Genomic DNA, 18,504 nt, shown 5'->3' with positions numbered 1-18,504 from the left:
ATTTTGTTTGCTCAGTAAGCCACTCGGCTTACTGCTGGAATTTGTTTTCGTCTGGTGCAACATTGAGTATTTGTAGCGCGCCTTTCATGATTTCAGAGAAGACAGGAGACGCTACCGAACCACCATAGTAATCATCACCTTGAGGCTCGTTTACGATCACAACCAATGCAATTCGCGGATCGCTAACCGGAGCAAGCCCTGCCGTATAAGTGATGTACTCATCGCTGTATCCACCTGCAGACGCTTTACGTGAGGTACCTGTTTTGGCTCCCACTCGATAACCAGGAACTGCCGCTCGACGAGCTGAGCCTCCTTTTTGGGTTACGGTTTCCAGCATGTCCAAGACCTGGCGTGCGTACTTTGCACTCACTACTTGGCGAGACATGTCATGATCATTGCTTTCGATAATATGGATTGGCTCGTATTTGCCGAGATTTCCAAGCGTCGCATAGGCATGCGCTAACTGGATTGGCGTTATCGATAGACCATAACCAAACGCAATCGTGGCACGTTCAATAGGAGACCATCGTGTTCGTGTCGGGAAGATACCAGTCACTTCCCCAACGAGGTTCAGACCAGAAAGCTCACCAAAGCCCACAGAGCTGTACAGACCGAGCAGCGCCTCTACTGGCATTTGCATTGCCAGCTTCGTCACACCGATGTTACTCGATTTTTTGAGGATCGTGGTCAAGCTCGCTTTACCCACGCGGGATACATCTCTTACTCGGCTACCACCTAAACGAAGTACACCATTACCGGTATCTACGATGGTATCTTTATCGGCTACCCCATTTTCTAAGGCGGCTAAAATAACGAAAGGCTTAATGGTGGAGCCTGGCTCCATCGAGTCCGTGATCACTCGGTTACGCATTTTATAGCTTTGCCAGTCGCTACGATTGTTAGGGTTGTAGGAAGGCGCATTCACCATGGCCAATACGGCGCCGGTTTTCACGTCCAACATAACAACGGAGCCTGACGTGGCGCGATGGTCCGCAACGGCTTGTTTAATCGCACGATAAGCAATCGCCTGTAGGCGCTGGTCGATTGTCAACTGGAGTGACTTACCTTCTTGCTTGTCTTGCCACGCAATGTTTTCTACGACGCGACCATAACGGTCTTTACGAATGGTTTTCTTACCTGCGGCGCCAGTAAGCCACTCATCGTAACTACGCTCAACCCCCTCTAGACCATGCCCATCAATCCCCGTCACCCCAACTAAGTGAGCACTAACCTCACCGGCAGGATAGTAACGACGAGATTCTGACTTAAGACCCACACCAGGCAGCTTTAGCTCACGAATATAGTTCGCCATGGCTGGACTCACTTGGCGCTGCAAGTAAATAAAGCGGCGCTTTTCATTGTGCTTGATCTTGTCTATCAACCCTTGTCGGTCAACACCAAGAACATCCGCTAATGCATACCAACTCTTGGTCTGGCTTAAGGCATTTTCTTTAAATATCGTCGCGGGATCCGCCCAAACGGCCTCAACAGGCACGCTGACAGCGAGCGGCTCACCATTTCGGTCCGAAATAATACCGCGTGCAGAAGGGATGGATTTCACACGAACCGAGCGTAGGTCACCTTGTTTAATCAGGTTATCCGGTTCAATGATTTGAATATAGGCTACGCGCGCCACCAAAAGTGCAAATGCACAAAAGACAAAAAACAGTAATAGATGGAAGCGCCAACGAATCAGAAAGGATTCTTCAACCGCCACTTTCACTGCTTTTTTCTCGGTTTTCGTATCCCCCGAAGCGTTTTTTTCTTTCGCGACAGGTTTACGCTTGTTGCTTGGTTTCGTGTTGGTTTTCTTTCTAATCATTTGAGCGTGACAACCACTTCTTTATCGCCATCAGGTCGTTTCATTTCAAGTTCTTTTTTGGCAAGGTCTTGAACACGACTGTGTTCCGCGAGGGCCGTTTCTTCCAACATCAGGTTGCGCCATTCGCTATCTAAACGCTCTCGTTCAACCAAAGTGTGATCTTTTTCGGTGATCGCTTGACGCGCATGGTGGGTAGCAAATACCACTCCCATTGCCGATGCCACGATCAATAGCAACAACAGTAATGGCCAGCGACCAACGGTGATAAGATCCGTTGCAATCAACTTAGCAAGGTTAGGAGTGGGTTTCGTCATAATAATTAAAGCTTTTCTGCAATTCTTAGCACAGAGCTGCGCGAACGAGGGTTCATTTCAATTTCTTGTTTGCTTGGCTTAATCGCTTTGCTCACCGCTTTCATATTCGCACTACCAAGAGCACGAATTTGCTCTTCAGTCATTGGAATGCCGTGTGGCACTTCAGGTCCTTTGCTCTCTTTACGGATAAAACGTTTGACCATACGGTCTTCCAGAGAGTGGAAACTAATGACAGATAAACGACCTTCAGGAGCCAGAATACTTGCCGCGCCTTTTAGTGCCGTATCAATTTCTTCTAACTCACTGTTGATGTAAATACGAAATGCCTGGAACGCACGAGTCGCAGGGTGTTTTTTCTCTTTAAAGCTTTTGGGTGCAGCATCTGAGATCAGCTTCGCGAGCTGGCCAGTACGTACCAGCGGTTCATTTTCTTCGTCTTCACGGTAGGCAACAATCGCTTTGGCAATACGGCGCGCGTGTTTGTCTTCACCAAACTCACGAATCACCCAAGTAATATCATCTAAGTCAGCTTCCATTAGCCATTGAGATACGGGAATACCTGATGTTGGGTCCATACGCATATCTAGCGGGCCGTCTTTCATAAAGCTAAAGCCACGCTCTGCGTCGTCTAACTGCGGAGAAGAAACACCTAAATCCAGCAGAACGCCATCAACTTTGCCAACCAAGTCATACTCTTCAGCATACTCAGCAATACCAGAAAATGGACCATGAATGATGGTGAAGCGAGGATCATTGATTTTGCCTGCTTCAGCTATCGCTTGAGGGTCACGATCGATGCTGTACAGTCGGCCGTTTTCTCCGAGTTTAGATAGAATAGTCCGGCTGTGACCGCCACGGCCAAATGTTCCATCGATATAGATACCGTCTGGTTTGATAGCTAGGCCATCAATGGATTCATTTAATAACACGGAAATATGTTGGAAGGTTTCGGTCATAGCTTTCTCGTTGAATGATCTTGAAGCGATTTTAAGATATGTTGCTCTCTCATGCTGAATATTTATAGCAAAAGATCAACTTACCATAGTGTACTGATTTCCCACATCATCGCCACCTCAAGTCTAAAGTCAGACGTGATTTAACGCCAAGTTTATTGGTAATGACAGGGTTTGCGTCAATAAAATGCAAAAAACCCATCACTACAAAAAGTAGTGATGGGTCTCGAATAGTTGGAGTCGACACATAAGCCGGGTTCTGTTCCGCTTGCGCGGCGGTAGCCATTCGTCTAGGCCAGCAATCGCTCACTGGCTCAAGCAACCTACCCGCCTCCTTACGCGAGCAACGCAATGTGGAGGCCTATTTGGTCTTGCTCCGGGTGGAGTTTACCCTGCAACGAACTATTGCTAGTCGTCCGGTGCGCTCTTACCGCACCCTTTCACCCTTACCTGTGCCCTAGGGCCATCGGCGGTCTTCTCTCTGCTGCACTTGTCGTAGGCTTGCGCCCCCCAGGCGTTACCTGGCACCCTGCTCTATGGAGCCCGGACTTTCCTCCCCTTTACCAGTCTCCCGAAGGACGTCAACGTCAGTCTCCCAAAGGACTTCAACGTCAGTCTCCCGAAGGACATCAGTAAAGCAGCGACTACCCAGTCAACTCCGAGGGCGGATTGTATAGAGTTATCCACTCAGAGTCTAGTGAGATCACAGATATGATGAAATGAATGCATTGAGTGGTGCTTTTTTAACCTAACCATCAAACATTGAGCCTAAAAAAGGCCGATATTTTCACATCGACCCGCTTTGCAATGTTTCTCGTTAGCAGTGCTTAGTCTAAGTTTTCTAAGCCCCACTTATACAACGCATTCTTCTTCAAGTTATGAATTTCTGCCACCAAAGCCGCTGCTTTTTTCAAAGGCAGCTCTTTGGTTAAAATCCCTAATGTACGCAAGGCATCATCTGGCAATGAATCGTCCGCGGTTTCGCGGTGACCATGTACCAATAATACCATTTCGCCACGCTGTTGGTTATCGTCACTTTTCACCCACTCAATTAACTCACCTAATGGCATACCTTGAATGGTTTCAAAGGTTTTCGTTAGTTCTCTCGCCAACACGACTTCTCTATCTGGGCCAAGAACGTCTAACATGTCTTGTAGAGAGTCCAAAATACGGTGCGGTGACTCGTAAAAAATACACGTACGCTCTACCGAAGCAATCTCTAGGAATTTATCCTTACGGCCTTTGCTTTTCGGTGGTAAAAAGCCTTCGAAGCTAAAGCGATCGGATGGCAAGCCTGATGCACTTAACGCCGTAATGACCGCGCAAGCACCAGGAAGCGGCACAACTCTAACGCCCGCTTGACGACATTTTGTCACCAAATGGTATCCTGGGTCGCTGATAAGTGGCGTACCAGCGTCAGAAACTAACGCGATAGACTGACCGGAAAGCAGCTTTTCTACCAAAACCTGTGCTTTTTGCTGTTCATTGTGATCATGCAGAGCAAAAGTTTTGGTTTGAATATTGAAGTGAGACAGTAATTTACCCGTATGTCGAGTATCCTCAGCAGCAATGATGTCCACCGTCGACAGAATTTCGATAGCACGTTGGGTGATATCCGCTAAATTTCCGATTGGAGTCGGTACGATATAGAGAGTTGGCCCCTCATTCGGCAACTTATTTTTATCTGTCATTTGTTTACCATCACTTCAACGATTAATATAGAGACAATTTTGTACAAAATTATAGAGAACTCACGGCAATGATTAACCATAAGAGACTCAGTGTACCACGCATACTTACTCCTGTTGCACTAGCAATTACGCTCGCCGCCTGTTCTTCAGGTCCAAGACAGCCTGATGGCGTTGATGTAACACTTGAGCCTACTCAGTCTGTTCAGAACTATATGATCCAAGCTGATAGCACGGAAGGCAGTTTACAAAATGACTGGTTGATCATGGCAACCAAAGCCGCTATTCAAGCGAACCAGTTTGATCAAGCAGAACTGTTGATCAAACGTCTGGCTCGACAACAGTTGACCGAAGTTCAGCAAGCGGAGTGGCAACTGGCGCGTGCGACCATACAGCAAAAGCAAGGTAATTACTCGCAGTTGCTGCAATTGTTAAACTTTAAACCTTGGTGGAAATTGCCAAACGAGCAATGGAAAGACTATTACTTGATGCGTGCCGACGCTTATCAAGGCCTCAACCAAGCGTTTGAAGCAAACCGCCAGCTGGTTGCATTTGGTAAATACGCCTCGTCAGCAGAGCAGAGGGAAATCTCTAGCCGTATTTGGATGAACTTTGGCAGCTACTCAGAATATGAACTCACCTCATTAGAAACAGAGCCGAATGAGGATGTTCTAGACGGCTGGCTTCAGCTGGCTGTTTATGCAAAAACGCTATCGGGCAACCTGTCCCAACTTAAAAATACGCTAGAGCGCTGGTTAAGCGAAAACCCTTCGCACCCAGCTGCTATCTATACACCAGAAGAGATTCAAAACATTCTCTCTCTTGATATCGTGAAGCCAAACAATACTGCTTTATTGCTGCCGCTGACGGGTAAGTTCTCGCCACAAGCGCAATTAATTCGTGATGGTTTTGTGTTTGCGATGATGAATGATCGTAATCGAGATCTTAGTGCAACACTTACGGTGATTGACACCAATGCGTATAACGCTGACCAAATTAAACAACGCTTGATCAATGAAAACATCGATTTTGTTGTTGGCCCTCTAGAAAAAGAGAACGTGGAGTTGTTGCACACAACCATGGATGGCTCAGCAAATGGCCCTACCATTCCAGCCCTTGCGCTAAATATCCCCGAGGATGTGCAACCAGATAGCAATATTTGCTACTTGGCATTATCACCGGAACAAGAAGCCGCACAAGCTGCAAAACACTTGTTCAGCGAAGGCTACAACTTCCCTCTTATTCTTGCACCAAAAGGCAGCTTTGGAGAGCGTGTAACTGAGGCTTTCAACAAAGAATGGCGAAAGTACAGCTCTAACAAAGTCGCAGCAAGTTACTTTGGTGACAAGCGCCAACTTCAAAAAGACATCAATGAAGTATTTGGCCTGCAAGAGAGCAAGCAGCGTATCGCCCAGATGCAATCATTAATGCGAATTAAGCTTGAAACACAGCCACGTAGCCGTCGTGATGTTGATGCGGTTTATATCGTAGCTAGAAGCACTGAGCTGACTTTGATCAAGCCGTTTATCGAAGTAGCGATTAACCCTGATGCGAAAGCACCACAAATCTTCTCTAGTTCGCGTAGCAACAGTGGCGGCGCGACATACGAAGATCTAACAGGCATCATCTACAGCGACATTCCATTGCTGATTGACCCAGATCCTAGCGTAACCGCTGAAATGAACGAGCTTTGGTCAGAGCAATCTAACATGGAAAAACGTTTGAAAGCACTCGGTATGGATGCATATAAATTGATCGGTGAACTTCCACAAATGAAGGTCGTTCCTGGTTACTCAGTCGGTGGCCAAACCGGTATTTTAAGTATCGACAACAACTGTGTTGTACAGCGTGAATTGAGCTGGGCTGAGCGTGGGGCTCTTTAGTAAGCGCCAAATCGGAAATCAATATGAAGCTCTGGCGAAGCACTATTTGCAACGCCAGGGCTTGCGCTTTATTGAACAAAATTTCCTGACCAAGGTCGGTGAGATTGATTTAATCTTCCAACAAGGTGAAACTATCGTGTTTGTTGAAGTCAAATATCGTAAGAACGATCACTTTGGCTCAGCAGCAGAAATGGTAACGCACGCAAAAATGCGCAAGCTAATCAAAACTGCACAAGTTTGGCTTAGCCAACAAAAGCGCTTAAAACACAATATCGATTATCGGTTTGATGTCATCGCTATTCATGACAATGGGCGAGATATCAACTGGATAGAAAACGCAATCTCTGAAGGATAAGCGATGCTAGACAGCATTAAAGACAGCTTTACAGAAAGTATTCAAATTCAAATCGCAGCAGCAGAGGCGCTGCCCGATGCCATTACTCACGCGGCCCAAGCGATGGTCTCAAGCTTGCTCAATGGCAACAAAATTTTATGTTGTGGTAATGGCGGCAGTGCTTCAAACGCTCAACAATTTGTTTCTTGTCTTTTAAACCGTTTTGAAACTGAGCGCCCTAGCCTACCTGCAATGGCCTTAACAGCCGATAATACAACCCTGACCGCTGTTGCAAACGACTACCACTACCAGGAAATTTTCTCAAAACAGGTACGAGCGTTTGGCCAGCCAGGCGACATTCTGCTTGCCATGTCGACTAGCGGTAACAGCAAAAATATTATCAAAGCGATGGAAGCGGCCGTAACTCGAGACATGACGATTATCGCGCTAACAGGAAAAGATGGCGGTGAGATGGCAGGACTGCTTGGTGAGAACGACGTCGAAATTCGCATTCCATCACACCGCACTGCACGTATTCACGAAGTACATATGGTGACACTCCATTGTCTTTGTGATCTTATTGACCAGGTGCTTTTCCCTGCTCATGAAGAGTAACCAAGACTGAGGGTCAGAATTATGATACGTAGCCTCGTTATCTTATTAACAGCATTGAGTTTAAGTGGTTGCGCTGGCTTGTTTATCGCTGGTGCTGCTACCACAGCAAATATTGTCACGGACACACGCAGTACAAAACAAATTTGGCAGGACAACAACATCGAATTCGAAGTTGCAGCGATCGGTAACAAGGCGCCGTTTAAAGGTGAAGTTCGTGTGGTTGCCAGCTCCTATAACGGTACGGTTGTTCTTATGGGTCAGGCTCCAACGCAAGACCTTATCCATGCTTTGGAGCGAAGAGCTCGAGAAGTTAGTGGTGTGAAAGTCATACACAATCAAATCAAACAAAAAGAGCCACTCACTGTCACTCAAATTAGCAACGACAGCTGGATCACAACCAAAGTAAAATCAGCCTTGCTGACCGACTCTGAACTCAATGGCGTTAAGGTTAAAGTGATCACCGAAGACGGCGACGTTTTTCTGTTTGGTTATGTCACACCAGAGCAAGGCGAGCGAGCGACAGAAATCGCGCGCAATATCTCTGGCGTAAAACAAGTCATTAAAGGGTTCCAATATGGCGAAATGGAACCTGTTGAAGTGGACTTACCGAGTGACGGTGTACAAACAATAGAAAGTGAGACAAACGCGGAAAATGAAGCCAACGTCGAAGCATTTACGATCAGTGAGTAATTGCGAAACATCACTTGAAAACACGTCAAGACACTAAAAAGAAAAAAAGCAGCGTTACGCTGCTTTTTTATTATTTAATCACTCTTAAGCTTGGTTTGCCTTTTGGTCGAGGAGCATCGTCCTCTTCGGCATCCGAATCAGAGGCAAACTCAGAAGGCTCATCGCTAACCGTTGTAAACGATGGGGATGATTCTTCCTCGGTCATCGCTTCTTCTTCTTCGATGTGAGTGTACGCTTCTTCTGGTTCAAACATAGTACCAGCACCATTCTCACGCGCATAAATAGCTTGGACAGCATACACAGGCACAATTACTGAGTGTGGACGACCGCTAAAGCGAGCATGGAAGGTAATCGCATCATTACCTAACTCAAGATTACCCACCGCACGTGGTGCAATATTCAAAATAATTTGACCATCTTGAATAAACTCAACCGGTACACGTACGCCCGGCATCGTTGCATCCACCACTAAGTGAGGAGTCAAGTCATTGTCTACTAGCCAATCGTAAAATGCGCGAAGCATATACGGGCGGCGAGCAGTCATTTTTGCAATATCCATAACGTGTTTAAAATCGCTTAGCGAACTAGGCGCATTTCACGTTCAGCTTCAGTTAAAGAAGCAAGGAACGAATCACGTTCAAATACGCGGTTCATGTACACCTTGATTTCTTTTGAACCAGGGCCAACCAGATCGATACCAAGTTGAGGCAGACGCCACAATAATGGAGCTAGGTAACAGTCGATCAAGCTGAATTCTTCGCTCATGAAGTACTCATATTCAGCAAAAATTGGCGCTAATGTTAGAAGATCATTACGCAGCTTTGTGCGTGCTTTTTCTGATTCTTCCGCATTACCTTTCATCACTTTTTCAGCGAGTGAATACCAGTTGCGTTCGATACGGTACATCATCAAGCGGCTGTTGCCACGAGCAACAGGGTAAACCGGCATTAGAGGTGGATGAGGGAAACGCTCGTCCAAGTACTCCATGATGATTTTTGAATCGTAAAGAGCTAGCTCACGGTCAACAAGAGTTGGCACTGATTTATATGGGTTTAGCTCAACAAGCTCAGCAGGAAGGTTTGCTTCGTCAACAAGCTCAACTTCAACACTTACGCCTTTTTCAGCTAGTACAATGCGAACCTGATGGCTATACAAATCTGATGCACTTGAGAAAAGAGTCATCACAGAACGTTTATTGGCAGCTACAGCCATGGAGCCCTCCAGTACACTTACAAATAAAAACAATGGAGGCTAAGCCTCCATTGTACATCAATTAAAATTGGGAATTAGCACGGTATTTTAGCACAATTAATGCACATCGCGCCAATACTCTTTCTTGAGCATCACGACAACGATGGTTAGAAGCACTAAGAAGCCCATTACCCACCAACCTAAAGCATGACGCTCAAGCTGCACTGGGTCACCTGAATAAACCAAGAAGTTCACTAGGTCACCAACCGCTTTGTCGTATTCGCCTTCGCTCAGCTCACCCGTACCGTCTGTTTCAGTACCAACAACAACTTGTACTTCTTCGCCATCTACGATTTTCGTATCGTAAATCGGCGTCGGGATACCTTGTAGCTCTTCGAGCACATGTGGCATACCAACACTCGGGAAGACAATGTTGTTCACGCCGAATGGACGAGATGGATCAACATAGAAAGAGCGTAAGTAAGTGTATAACCAATCAGCACCACGAACTCGTGCAACCAACGTAAGATCTGGTGGTGGAGCACCAAACCAGTTTGCCGCTTGCTTCGGTGGCATTGCATTGACCATTAGATCACCGATTTTCGCTTCAGGATTGAAAATCAGGTTTTCTTTCATTAAGTCTGTTGGAATTTCCAAGTCTGTTGCTACACGCTCATAACGCTGATACTGCGTTGAGTGACAAGCAAAACAGTAGTTCATGAACAACTTCGCACCGTTTTGTAGCGAAGCTTTATCCGTTAGGTCAACATTCGCTTTATCAAGCGGAACGTTAGCCCCCGCTGCCATCGCTAGTGATGGCAACATAGCAAATAGAATTACAATCCACTTCTTCATTTGAATGTCACCCTCTCTGGTAATGGTTTGGTTGCTTCATTTTTGCTGTAGAAGAACAGCAACACAAAGAACATGAAGTAACACAAGCTAAAGATCTGAGATAGTAGTGTGTACGTTGGTGTTGCAGGTAACGCACCTAAAATACCCAGAGCGATAAAGGCGATAGTGAACTGTACAATATTCAACAGATGAAGTTTGCTACGGTAACGGTATGAACGAACTTTACAACGATCCAACCAAGGTAGAACAAACAGCACTGCAATTGACGCACCCATTAGGATAACACCTAATAGTTTGTCTGGAACCGCACGTAAGATTGCGTAAAACGGCGTGAAGTACCATACCGGAGCAATGTGCTCTGGTGTCTTCAGTGGGTTGGCCGCTTCAAAGTTAGGCGGTTCAAGGAAGTATCCTCCCATTTCTGGGTTAAAGAACAGCACGTAACAGAAGAAGAACAAGAAACCAGCCACACCAACCAAGTCCTTAACCGTACCGTATGGGTGGAAAGGAATAGAGTCGATAATGTCGTATTTCTTCGTGTAGTAATCGTGGAACTTGAACTGTGTCTTGTAATCATCGCCCATTGAACCTTTTGGTAGCTTAGTTTCGATACCATCAGGGTTGTTTGAGCCGACTTCGTGCAGCGCCAATACGTGCAGAACCACAAGAAGAAGTAGAACGATAGGCAGTGCGATAACGTGTAGCGCGAAGAAACGGTTTAACGTTGCACCAGAGATGATGTAGTCACCACGGATCCAAAGCGTTAGGTCATCACCGATAACAGGAATCGCACCAAACAAAGAAATGATTACCTGCGCACCCCAGTATGACATCTGACCCCATGGCAGTAGGTAACCCATGAATGCTTCAGCCATTAGAACGAGGAAGATCAACATACCGAAGATCCACAGTAGTTCACGAGGTTTTTGATATGAGCCGTAGATCAGGCCACGGAACATGTGCAAGTACACAACAACGAAAAACGCAGATGCGCCAGTTGAGTGCATGTAACGTAGAAGCCAACCGTATTCCACATCACGCATGATGTACTCGATAGAAGCAAACGCACCGTCACCAGAAGGAACGTAGTTCATCGTTAGCCAAATACCCGTTAGGATTTGGTTAACCAGAACCAGCATCGCCAGAGAACCGAAAAGGTACCAAAAGTTGAAGTTCTTAGGCATTGGGTATTCAGACAAATGCTTTTTATAAGCATTCATTGCAGGAATACGCTTTTCAACCCAGTCTAACATTGCTTGCATTATGCATCCCCCTCATCAACACCCACAATGAGCTTGGTGTCGCTCAAATACATGTGCTTAGGAACGACAAGGTTCAATGGAGCAGGTACCCCTTGGAACACTCGACCAGCCATATCGAACTTAGAACCATGACAAGGACAGAAGAAGCCAGATCTTACGCCCTGGACCTGCTCTGAGAAAGAGTCTGGTAGATAGGTTGGTGAACAACCTAGGTGAGTACAGAAACCAACAGCGACAAAAAACTCTTCCTTAATCGAACGAAACTCATTCTGAGCGTACTCAGGCTGCTGTTCCATTTCAGATTGCGGATCACGAAGCTTATCGCCGATCGTTTTTAAGTTATCTAGAACGCTTTGAGTGCGGCGAACAATCCATACAGGTTTCCCCTGCCACTCGACACGAACCAGCTGACCTGGTTCAATTTTACTTATATCCACTTCCACCGGTGCACCTGCCGCTTTGGCTTTAGCACTCGGATTCCATGATTTGATAAAAGGCACGGCGACGGCGACTGCCCCTAACCCACCAACAACTGCCGTTGTAGCGGTTAGAAAACGCCTGCGACCGTTATTTAAAGGCGCGTTGCTCATCCAAACATTCTCCCATTTGCTCCCTTTGGATCGTTATTATTCCGCTTATAAGAGCATGGCTAACAAATAATGAATTTAGTTCTATTTATTGGAGGGAAATGATAAAGAAAACCCTACTTTTTGACAAGATAAAGCTACCTTTTTGTAACATTTGTGAGGCAAATCGCTCGCGTCGTCACAAAAGCGGCAGAATTATAAAAAATTGATGTGATTTGTAACAAGAAAGCACAACATGGAAGTTCTGCTGAAAGATATTCAAACCTTTTATCTTGGTAGTTTTCAGTTAATTACACAGCAAAATATTTCTTAGTGCGCATTCAACTTACGTTGTTTGTATTTTCACTTTTGTAGCACGCCGCATACGCAAAAAAGACGAGTAGGCATTTTAAAACATGTTGCAGGGATATTAAGACGTAAAGGCATCCACAGCAGATAAATAAGCTTATAACGTATGGTAAGGAAGAAGCTTTACTCTGAGCCTAGTTATAAGTGAATACAAATGGATATTGATAGGCAGGTATTATTTCTTTAAAAACAAAAAAGCCCGGCATAGAGCCGAGCTTTTGGTACACAGTTTCCAGAGTAACTCTGAAAAGCAGAATTTCCAATAAGAGGAAATTAACGCTTAGAGAACTGTGGACGACGACGTGCTTTACGTAGACCAACTTTCTTACGTTCAACGCAACGAGCGTCACGAGTAACGTAGCCAGCTGCGCGTAGAGCAGGACGTAGAGACTCATCGTATTCCATAAGCGCGCGAGTGATACCGTGACGGATAGCACCAGCTTGACCAGAAATACCGCCGCCTTTAACTGTTACGTAAAGGTCTAGCTTTTCAGTTAGTTCAACAAGTTCTAGAGGTTGTTGTACAACCATGCGAGCTGTTGGACGACCGAAGTATTCGTCAAGGTTACGCTTGTTTACTACAATGTTGCCGCTGCCTGGTTTAATAAAAACACGTGCAGCTGAGCTTTTGCGACGGCCAGTGCCGTAGTATTGATTCTCTGCCATTTTCGAAATCCCCAATTAGATGTCTAGTACTTGTGGTTGTTGAGCAACATGGTTGTGCTCAGCGCCTGCGTAAACTTTAAGCTTACGGTACATAGCACGGCCTAGAGGACCACGTGGAAGCATGCCTTTAACTGCAAGCTCAAGAACCATCTCAGGTTTACGATCGATCAACTTTTCAAAAGTGATAGATTTTAGACCACCTGGGAACTCAGAGTGACGGTAGTACACTTTGTTCTTAGCTTTGTTACCAGTTACAGCAACTTTCTCAGCGTTGATAACGATGATGTAGTCACCAACGTCAACGTGAGGAGTGTATTCAGCTTTATGTTTGCCACGTAGGCGAGATGCAATTTCACTTGCTAGACGACCAAGAGTTTTACCTTCAGCGTCTACAACGTACCAGTCGCGTTTTACAGTTTCTGGTTTAGCAACGAAAGTTTTCATGCTAATAATAACCCGTTAATTAAAATTTAAACTTTAAGGAACACCGTTCTGGTGCTCCCACACTGTCTAAGAGCCCAGTCATCACCCCTTCGAGTCGTTGGTACTCTCGACCTTCAATTTCGAAATAACTTCGATAATCCGGTCTGCAGTAACGGTGGGTCGCAGGATTATAGAGAAGAGCGAAGAAAAAATCACCTTTTTTTGCGCCAAATCACTAATTTTTTCTTCACTTTTTAAGAACACACTAGATTTAGGCCAAATGCTCACGCGCGAGGTACTCATGACTTTGCATCTCAGTGAGCCGAGACAAACAGCGCTTAAATTCAAACTCGAGCTGCCCCTCAGTATATAAGTCTTCCATTGGCACTTCAGCAGAAATAATCAACTTCACATTGCGCTCGTAAAACTCATCGACCAGTGCGATAAAACGCCTCGCAGCGTCATCTATTTTTCGGTTCATCTGTTGAACGTCCGCTAATAATACCGTGTGATAAATTCGGGACAGCTCAATGTAGTCATTTTGACTGCGAGCGGTTTGGCATAACTGAGCAAAAGACGCATGCAGAACCCCATCACTCGCTTCAATTACCTCAAGCTGACGGTGATTAACTTCGATTTGATGAGCGACGATCTGACGTTCGCCCGTCAGCTGCTGATAATACTTGTTGAGGTTAATGTTGGCCTGTTCATCAAGTGGATAATGGTATATTTCGGCCTGTTCAAGCGTTCTTAAGCGATAATCAACGCCACTATCAACATTCAACACGTCACAGCGTGCCAAAATCATATCAATTGCAGGCAAAAAGCGCGCTCTTTGTAAGCCATTACGATATAAGTTCTGCGGTTCGATGTTTGAAGTCGCGACTAGGATCATCTGCCGCTTGAACATCTCTTGGAGTAACGTTGCAAGGATCATCGCATCCGTAATGTCAGAGACAAAAAATTCATCAAAGCAAACCACATCCGCTTCTTCTTTGAATTTATCCGCTACTTTTGCTAGCGGATTTTCGACATCACCTAACAGCTTCAACTCATCATGTACTCGATACATGAAGCGGTGAAAGTGTACGCGCATTTTTCTTTGGGTTGGTAAAGCATCAAAAAACGCATCCATGAGGTACGTTTTACCGCGTCCGACTCCTCCCCAAAAGTAAAGACCTTTTGGGGGCTCAGGCATGTCGATTTTTTTCCCCATGAGCTTTTGCCATTTGGAAAGCTGGGGCACAGGAGCTGACTGAAATTCAACGATAGCATGGTAAAGCTTATCTAATGCAACGACCGCTTGATACTGAGCTTCATCACGCTGAAACCCGTGTTCTGCTATGTCTTTTTGATATTGTTGTAGTGGTGTCATCGTATTAAGTCGTATAGAGGTACTGGGAAAAGGGTTACCTCGGGGTCAACTTTGAGAATAGAGAGAAGTAGTTATCAGTCCCCGAAGACATACTGCTATTTTTCTTTATCGGCTGTTCAAGCCATAGTAACATGGACTAGCACCGCGTGTAACTAAGTAGTAAAAGACTTGTTAAAACAACTATAAGGAGCAGTTATGCCTTGGATTTATGCCATTGTGGGTTTGCTGGTCGGTACAATCGTAGGCGTAGTCATTAGTAGACTAACCACCCCTGAATACAAGAAACAAAAGTCTGTGCAGAAAGAACTTGAAGCGGCCAAGTTTGAACTAGAGCAACAACGTCAAGAGCTCGTCGATCATTTTGCACAAACCGCAGAAATGTTGGATACACTAGGTAAAGATTACACCAAGCTGTACCAACATATGGCTAAGACCTCTTCTGAGCTTTTGCCAAACTTGCCAGAGCAAGACAACCCGTTTGATAAGAAAACGGCAATGTCTTCTGAAGCTATTGCAGAAGATCAACCAGAGTTTAACGAACAGCCAAAAGACTACGCCAATGGCGCAACGGGTCTTTTAAAGGATCAAGAGAAAGAAATCATTAATGCTCCCGAAGCGGTAACCGCAAAAGCATCATAACCTTCTCTTACCTCTACCTACTAGGGCCGATACATTTGTATCGGCCCTTTTTTGAACTTTTTCTTCTTACCTTTGCTCTAACTTGGATGTGAACTGCCTCCCCCTTTGATTATCCGAACTAGGCCCTATATTAGTTATTAACAAAGTGAACTAACCGTTCGGATATTTCTTTTTGGCAGACATGTTTCAAGAGGAGTTATTGGATGAAAAAACCACTGCTTGCGCTCACCGTTCTATCTCTGAGTTTGGGCTCTATTATTGCGCCAGTTCAAGCCACCGCCGCATTACCTTTAAATGTGGATGGCCAACAGTTACCTAGCTTGGCGCCCATGCTTGAGAAAGTAACCCCTGCTGTTGTGAGTATTGCTGTAGAAGGCAAACAAGTACAAACCAGCCGTATTCCCGAACAATTTCAATTCTTCTTTGGACCGGACTTTCCGATGGAGCAAAGGCGCGAGCGCCCGTTCAGAGGTTTAGGTTCTGGTGTCATTATTGATGCGAAAAAAGGGCATATCGTCACTAACTACCACGTAATCAAGGGCGCGGATGAGATTCGAGTTCGCCTCTATGATGGTCGCGAGTATGACGCTACGCTCGTTGGCGGCGATGAGATGGCCGATGTTGCGTTGCTTAAATTAGAAAAAGCGAAAAACTTAACGCAAATTAAAGTCGCAGATTCCGACAAACTTCGCGTAGGTGACTTTACGGTTGCGATTGGTAACCCATTCGGACTCGGTCAAACCGTGACGTCGGGCATCGTCTCAGCGTTAGGCCGTAGTGGCTTAAACGTTGAAAACTTCGAAAACTTCATCCAAACCGATGCCGCAATTAACAGCGGTAACTCTGGTGGTGCATTGGTCAACCTTAATGGTGAGCTGATCGGTATTAATACTGCGATTTTAGGCCCTAACGGCGGTAACGTGGGGATTGGCTTTGCGATTCCGTCCAACATGATGAAAAACCTCACCGAGCAAATTCTAGAGTTTGGTGAAGTCAAACGCGGCATGTTGGGTGTACAGGGCGGTGAAGTAACCTCTGAGCTGGCTGATGCATTGGGTTACGAGTCGAGTAAAGGAGCCTTTATTGGCCAAGTCGTACCAGACAGCGCAGCCGATAAAGCTGGATTGAAAGCCGGTGATGTAATTGTATCGGTAAACGGCAAAGCGATTAATACTTTCTCAGAGCTCCGTGCAAAAGTGGCAACGCTGGGCGCAGGAAAAGAAATCACGTTAGGTGTGGTTCGAGATGGTAAGAATAAAACCTTTGATGTAACGCTTGGCGAATCTACAAATATGAAAGCCAAAGCCGAAACATTACACGAAGGGCTCAAGGGTGCGGAATTAAGCAATACGACACCAAGTGATGCAATTCAAGGCGTTAAAGTATCGAGCGTTGCAGATAACTCTCCGGCTGCTCAATATCAATTACAACAAGGGGACATCATTATCGGTGTGAACCGTCAGCGCGTGAAAAACCTTGCTGAGCTTCGTGCAATCGTGGATAAGCACAAAGGCGTATTGGCTCTGAATATTCAGCGTGGCGAACGTACTATTTATCTTGTTATTCGTTAGTCACTTTCAAAGTAATAGGAAATAAGGTTTTCGATGCATAGCATCGAGTAATAAGCCTCGAATACTTTTCCTTATCGCTCAATAGCTAATGAAAAGGGCAGCACGATTCCGTGCTGCCCTTTTGTTATTTTTCAATGTAATGCTATTCTTCATCTTCTATGCCATTTTGGCGCTCATGCATGGAGAGGATATGCTCAGCTTTTTATTACGTTCTGTCTTTTTAGGCTTGGCTACTGCCGCAGTGGTATTACTGGCGGTACCATCTTTGCGCAACAACGTAATTCCTGCCGCGCTAGATCCGCAACCTGTTAATATCGCGTCCGTTGAGTTGACATTTAATCAGGCGGTGCGAAGAGCAGCACCTGCCGTAGTAAACATCTACAGCCGTAAATATGTTGAAAATGATCGCAGTAAACTCTCGACTCAAGGTCTGGGTTCAGGTGTTATTGTCAGTGAGAAAGGCTACATCATTACCAACTACCACGTGGTTGCTCAAGCAGACCAAATTGTTGTCGCACTACAAGACGGTAGAGCCGCAGCGGCTCAGCTAGTTGGCACGGATAAACGCACAGACATTGCCGTACTGCGTGTCGAAGGTTCAAATTTACCTGTTATTCCTCTGAACTCTAATTACAAGCCACAAGTGGGTGATGTGGTCCTAGCCATCGGTAACCCATACAACCTTGGACAAACCACAACGTTCGGCATTATTTCAGCAACAGGACGCTCATCGATTAGCGACGGTCGCCAAGCATTCATTCAAACCGATGCCGCCATCAATGAGGGCAACTCTGGCGGTGCTCTAGTGAACACACAAGGTGAGCTCGTCGGCATCAATACCGCCTCTTTCCAACAAGCGACTGATTTAGAAACTTACGGTATTTCCTTTGCGATCCCTGCGCCACTAGCCAGCAAGATCATGCAGAAAATCATCGCTGATGGTCGCGTGATTCGTGGCTATATTGGTATCGACGGCCAAGACATTAATGCAGTCACTGCTCGCCTACTTGGAAATGAACACATAGGTGGTATTGTCGTGCTTGGTATTGATCCAAATGGTCCAGCCAATGCAGCAGGCTTCCAAAAGCAGGACATCATTATCAGTATTGATGGCAATAAAGTGCAAGGGCGTCAGAGCGTCATGGATATCGTCACCGATTTACGTCCTGGCACCACCGTGGACGTCGGCATCATTCGCAAAGGAAAAGAGATGAGCTTGAAAGTCACCATTGCCGAAGACAAGCAAGAAGCATAAAAAATCCCAGCCATTGGCTGGGATTTTTTATTT

At 45.6% G+C, this 18,504-nt stretch carries 19 protein-coding genes and 1 other RNA gene; 7 read left to right on the top strand and 13 right to left on the bottom strand.

Annotation, left to right across the window (positions count from 1 at the left end; translation table 11 throughout):
• Positions 1-28: 28 nt before the first annotated feature.
• From ACZ5ZC_RS10060 to rsmI, 5 genes are all read right to left on the bottom strand, one after another.
• Entirely contained in the window at positions 29-1,822 is a 1,794-nt protein-coding gene (locus tag ACZ5ZC_RS10060) for a penicillin-binding transpeptidase domain-containing protein (RefSeq protein ID WP_006743237.1), read from the bottom strand.
• The gene (gene ftsL / locus ACZ5ZC_RS10055; protein WP_012842154.1) at positions 1,819-2,136 is read right to left on the bottom strand and encodes a cell division protein FtsL; all 318 of its coding nucleotides are present in this window, start codon (positions 2,134-2,136) and stop codon (positions 1,819-1,821) included. Before ftsL ends, ACZ5ZC_RS10060 begins: the two co-directional genes overlap by 4 nt.
• Before the next feature lie 5 nt (positions 2,137-2,141).
• Positions 2,142-3,092: a 16S rRNA (cytosine(1402)-N(4))-methyltransferase RsmH gene (rsmH, locus tag ACZ5ZC_RS10050; protein ID WP_006743238.1), complete on the bottom strand. Its 951-nt coding sequence runs from the start codon at positions 3,090-3,092 to the stop codon at positions 2,142-2,144.
• 229 nt (positions 3,093-3,321) lie between these two features.
• An RNA gene (gene rnpB, locus ACZ5ZC_RS10045) (RNase P RNA component class A) lies at positions 3,322-3,749 on the bottom strand.
• Positions 3,750-3,916: 167 nt separating this feature from the next.
• Positions 3,917-4,780 (bottom strand): 16S rRNA (cytidine(1402)-2'-O)-methyltransferase, encoded by an 864-nt coding sequence (gene rsmI / locus ACZ5ZC_RS10040; protein ID WP_005396454.1) that lies wholly within the window; start codon positions 4,778-4,780, stop codon positions 3,917-3,919.
• A 68-nt stretch (positions 4,781-4,848) separates the two neighbouring features.
• Here rsmI and ACZ5ZC_RS10035 point away from each other — a divergent pair, with 68 nt between their 5' ends.
• Genes ACZ5ZC_RS10035 through ACZ5ZC_RS10020 form a run of 4 tightly spaced genes read left to right on the top strand, consistent with a single transcriptional unit; the run spans position 4,849 to position 8,299 of the window.
• Entirely contained in the window at positions 4,849-6,660 is a 1,812-nt protein-coding gene (locus tag ACZ5ZC_RS10035; protein ID WP_464931889.1) for a penicillin-binding protein activator, read from the top strand.
• On the top strand, positions 6,647-7,015 hold the full coding sequence (locus tag ACZ5ZC_RS10030; RefSeq protein ID WP_012842156.1) for a YraN family protein: 369 nt from the start codon (positions 6,647-6,649) through the stop codon (positions 7,013-7,015). The genes ACZ5ZC_RS10035 and ACZ5ZC_RS10030 overlap by 14 nt, the downstream gene beginning before the upstream one ends.
• Before the next feature lie 3 nt (positions 7,016-7,018).
• Positions 7,019-7,609 carry a phosphoheptose isomerase gene (locus ACZ5ZC_RS10025; protein WP_005372901.1) on the top strand — a complete coding sequence of 197 codons (591 nt, stop codon included), beginning with the start codon at positions 7,019-7,021 and terminating at the stop codon, positions 7,607-7,609.
• A 21-nt stretch (positions 7,610-7,630) separates the two neighbouring features.
• Positions 7,631-8,299, top strand: coding sequence for a BON domain-containing protein (locus ACZ5ZC_RS10020; protein WP_054867253.1), 669 nt, complete (start codon positions 7,631-7,633; stop codon positions 8,297-8,299).
• A 70-nt stretch (positions 8,300-8,369) separates the two neighbouring features.
• Here ACZ5ZC_RS10020 and sspB read toward each other — a convergent pair whose 3' ends face one another.
• From sspB to zapE, 8 genes are all read right to left on the bottom strand, one after another.
• Positions 8,370-8,858 carry a ClpXP protease specificity-enhancing factor gene (gene sspB, locus ACZ5ZC_RS10015; RefSeq protein WP_048626626.1) on the bottom strand — a complete coding sequence of 163 codons (489 nt, stop codon included), beginning with the start codon at positions 8,856-8,858 and terminating at the stop codon, positions 8,370-8,372.
• Between the two features lie 17 nt (positions 8,859-8,875).
• The gene (sspA, locus tag ACZ5ZC_RS10010; RefSeq protein WP_005372897.1) at positions 8,876-9,511 is read right to left on the bottom strand and encodes a stringent starvation protein SspA; all 636 of its coding nucleotides are present in this window, start codon (positions 9,509-9,511) and stop codon (positions 8,876-8,878) included.
• A 96-nt stretch (positions 9,512-9,607) separates the two neighbouring features.
• Positions 9,608-10,345: a cytochrome c1 gene (locus ACZ5ZC_RS10005; protein ID WP_005372881.1), complete on the bottom strand. Its 738-nt coding sequence runs from the start codon at positions 10,343-10,345 to the stop codon at positions 9,608-9,610.
• Positions 10,342-11,607, bottom strand: coding sequence for a cytochrome b (locus ACZ5ZC_RS10000; RefSeq protein ID WP_005372880.1), 1,266 nt, complete (start codon positions 11,605-11,607; stop codon positions 10,342-10,344). Before ACZ5ZC_RS10000 ends, ACZ5ZC_RS10005 begins: the two co-directional genes overlap by 4 nt.
• The gene (gene petA / locus ACZ5ZC_RS09995) at positions 11,607-12,197 is read right to left on the bottom strand and encodes a ubiquinol-cytochrome c reductase iron-sulfur subunit (protein WP_005396462.1); all 591 of its coding nucleotides are present in this window, start codon (positions 12,195-12,197) and stop codon (positions 11,607-11,609) included. Before petA ends, ACZ5ZC_RS10000 begins: the two co-directional genes overlap by 1 nt.
• A 618-nt stretch (positions 12,198-12,815) precedes the next feature.
• Positions 12,816-13,208 carry a 30S ribosomal protein S9 gene (gene rpsI / locus ACZ5ZC_RS09990; RefSeq protein WP_005372876.1) on the bottom strand — a complete coding sequence of 131 codons (393 nt, stop codon included), beginning with the start codon at positions 13,206-13,208 and terminating at the stop codon, positions 12,816-12,818.
• Positions 13,209-13,223: 15 nt separating this feature from the next.
• Positions 13,224-13,652: a 50S ribosomal protein L13 gene (gene rplM, locus ACZ5ZC_RS09985; RefSeq protein WP_054867248.1), complete on the bottom strand. Its 429-nt coding sequence runs from the start codon at positions 13,650-13,652 to the stop codon at positions 13,224-13,226.
• 250 nt (positions 13,653-13,902) lie between these two features.
• Positions 13,903-15,006 (bottom strand): cell division protein ZapE, encoded by a 1,104-nt coding sequence (zapE, locus tag ACZ5ZC_RS09980; RefSeq protein WP_005395918.1) that lies wholly within the window; start codon positions 15,004-15,006, stop codon positions 13,903-13,905.
• A 195-nt stretch (positions 15,007-15,201) separates the two neighbouring features.
• Here zapE and zapG point away from each other — a divergent pair, with 195 nt between their 5' ends.
• The 3 genes from zapG (at position 15,202) to degS (ending at position 18,471) form a co-directional block, all read left to right on the top strand.
• Positions 15,202-15,645, top strand: coding sequence for a Z-ring associated protein ZapG (gene zapG, locus ACZ5ZC_RS09975; protein WP_005395919.1), 444 nt, complete (start codon positions 15,202-15,204; stop codon positions 15,643-15,645).
• 203 nt (positions 15,646-15,848) lie between these two features.
• On the top strand, positions 15,849-17,216 hold the full coding sequence (locus ACZ5ZC_RS09970) for a Do family serine endopeptidase (RefSeq protein WP_005395920.1): 1,368 nt from the start codon (positions 15,849-15,851) through the stop codon (positions 17,214-17,216).
• 190 nt (positions 17,217-17,406) lie between these two features.
• Positions 17,407-18,471 carry an outer membrane-stress sensor serine endopeptidase DegS gene (degS, locus tag ACZ5ZC_RS09965; protein WP_005395921.1) on the top strand — a complete coding sequence of 355 codons (1,065 nt, stop codon included), beginning with the start codon at positions 17,407-17,409 and terminating at the stop codon, positions 18,469-18,471.
• Positions 18,472-18,504 lie beyond the last annotated feature (33 nt).

The sequence above is a fragment of the Vibrio sp. JCM 18905 genome, assembly GCF_055393305.1.
Note: the sequence above shows the minus strand (reverse complement) of the source record. Positions and strands in the feature narration are given on the sequence as shown.

Bases quoted from the DNA above. Each gene is read 5' to 3' on its own strand.
- ACZ5ZC_RS10060 (WP_006743237.1), bottom strand. From the start codon at position 1,822: ATGATTAGAAAGAAAACCAACACGAAACCAAGCAACAAGCGTAAACCT.
- ftsL (WP_012842154.1), bottom strand. From the start codon at position 2,136: ATGACGAAACCCACTCCTAACCTTGCTAAGTTGATTGCAACGGATCTT.
- rsmH (WP_006743238.1), bottom strand. From the start codon at position 3,092: ATGACCGAAACCTTCCAACATATTTCCGTGTTATTAAATGAATCCATT.
- rsmI (WP_005396454.1), bottom strand. From the start codon at position 4,780: ATGACAGATAAAAATAAGTTGCCGAATGAGGGGCCAACTCTCTATATC.
- ACZ5ZC_RS10035 (WP_464931889.1), top strand. From the start codon at position 4,849: ATGATTAACCATAAGAGACTCAGTGTACCACGCATACTTACTCCTGTT.
- ACZ5ZC_RS10025 (WP_005372901.1), top strand. From the start codon at position 7,019: ATGCTAGACAGCATTAAAGACAGCTTTACAGAAAGTATTCAAATTCAA.
- ACZ5ZC_RS10020 (WP_054867253.1), top strand. From the start codon at position 7,631: ATGATACGTAGCCTCGTTATCTTATTAACAGCATTGAGTTTAAGTGGT.
- sspB (WP_048626626.1), bottom strand. From the start codon at position 8,858: ATGGATATTGCAAAAATGACTGCTCGCCGCCCGTATATGCTTCGCGCA.
- sspA (WP_005372897.1), bottom strand. From the start codon at position 9,511: ATGGCTGTAGCTGCCAATAAACGTTCTGTGATGACTCTTTTCTCAAGT.
- ACZ5ZC_RS10005 (WP_005372881.1), bottom strand. From the start codon at position 10,345: ATGAAGAAGTGGATTGTAATTCTATTTGCTATGTTGCCATCACTAGCG.
- ACZ5ZC_RS10000 (WP_005372880.1), bottom strand. From the start codon at position 11,607: ATGCAAGCAATGTTAGACTGGGTTGAAAAGCGTATTCCTGCAATGAAT.
- petA (WP_005396462.1), bottom strand. From the start codon at position 12,197: ATGAGCAACGCGCCTTTAAATAACGGTCGCAGGCGTTTTCTAACCGCT.
- rpsI (WP_005372876.1), bottom strand. From the start codon at position 13,208: ATGGCAGAGAATCAATACTACGGCACTGGCCGTCGCAAAAGCTCAGCT.
- rplM (WP_054867248.1), bottom strand. From the start codon at position 13,652: ATGAAAACTTTCGTTGCTAAACCAGAAACTGTAAAACGCGACTGGTAC.
- zapE (WP_005395918.1), bottom strand. From the start codon at position 15,006: ATGACACCACTACAACAATATCAAAAAGACATAGCAGAACACGGGTTT.
- zapG (WP_005395919.1), top strand. From the start codon at position 15,202: ATGCCTTGGATTTATGCCATTGTGGGTTTGCTGGTCGGTACAATCGTA.
- ACZ5ZC_RS09970 (WP_005395920.1), top strand. From the start codon at position 15,849: ATGAAAAAACCACTGCTTGCGCTCACCGTTCTATCTCTGAGTTTGGGC.
- degS (WP_005395921.1), top strand. From the start codon at position 17,407: ATGCTCAGCTTTTTATTACGTTCTGTCTTTTTAGGCTTGGCTACTGCC.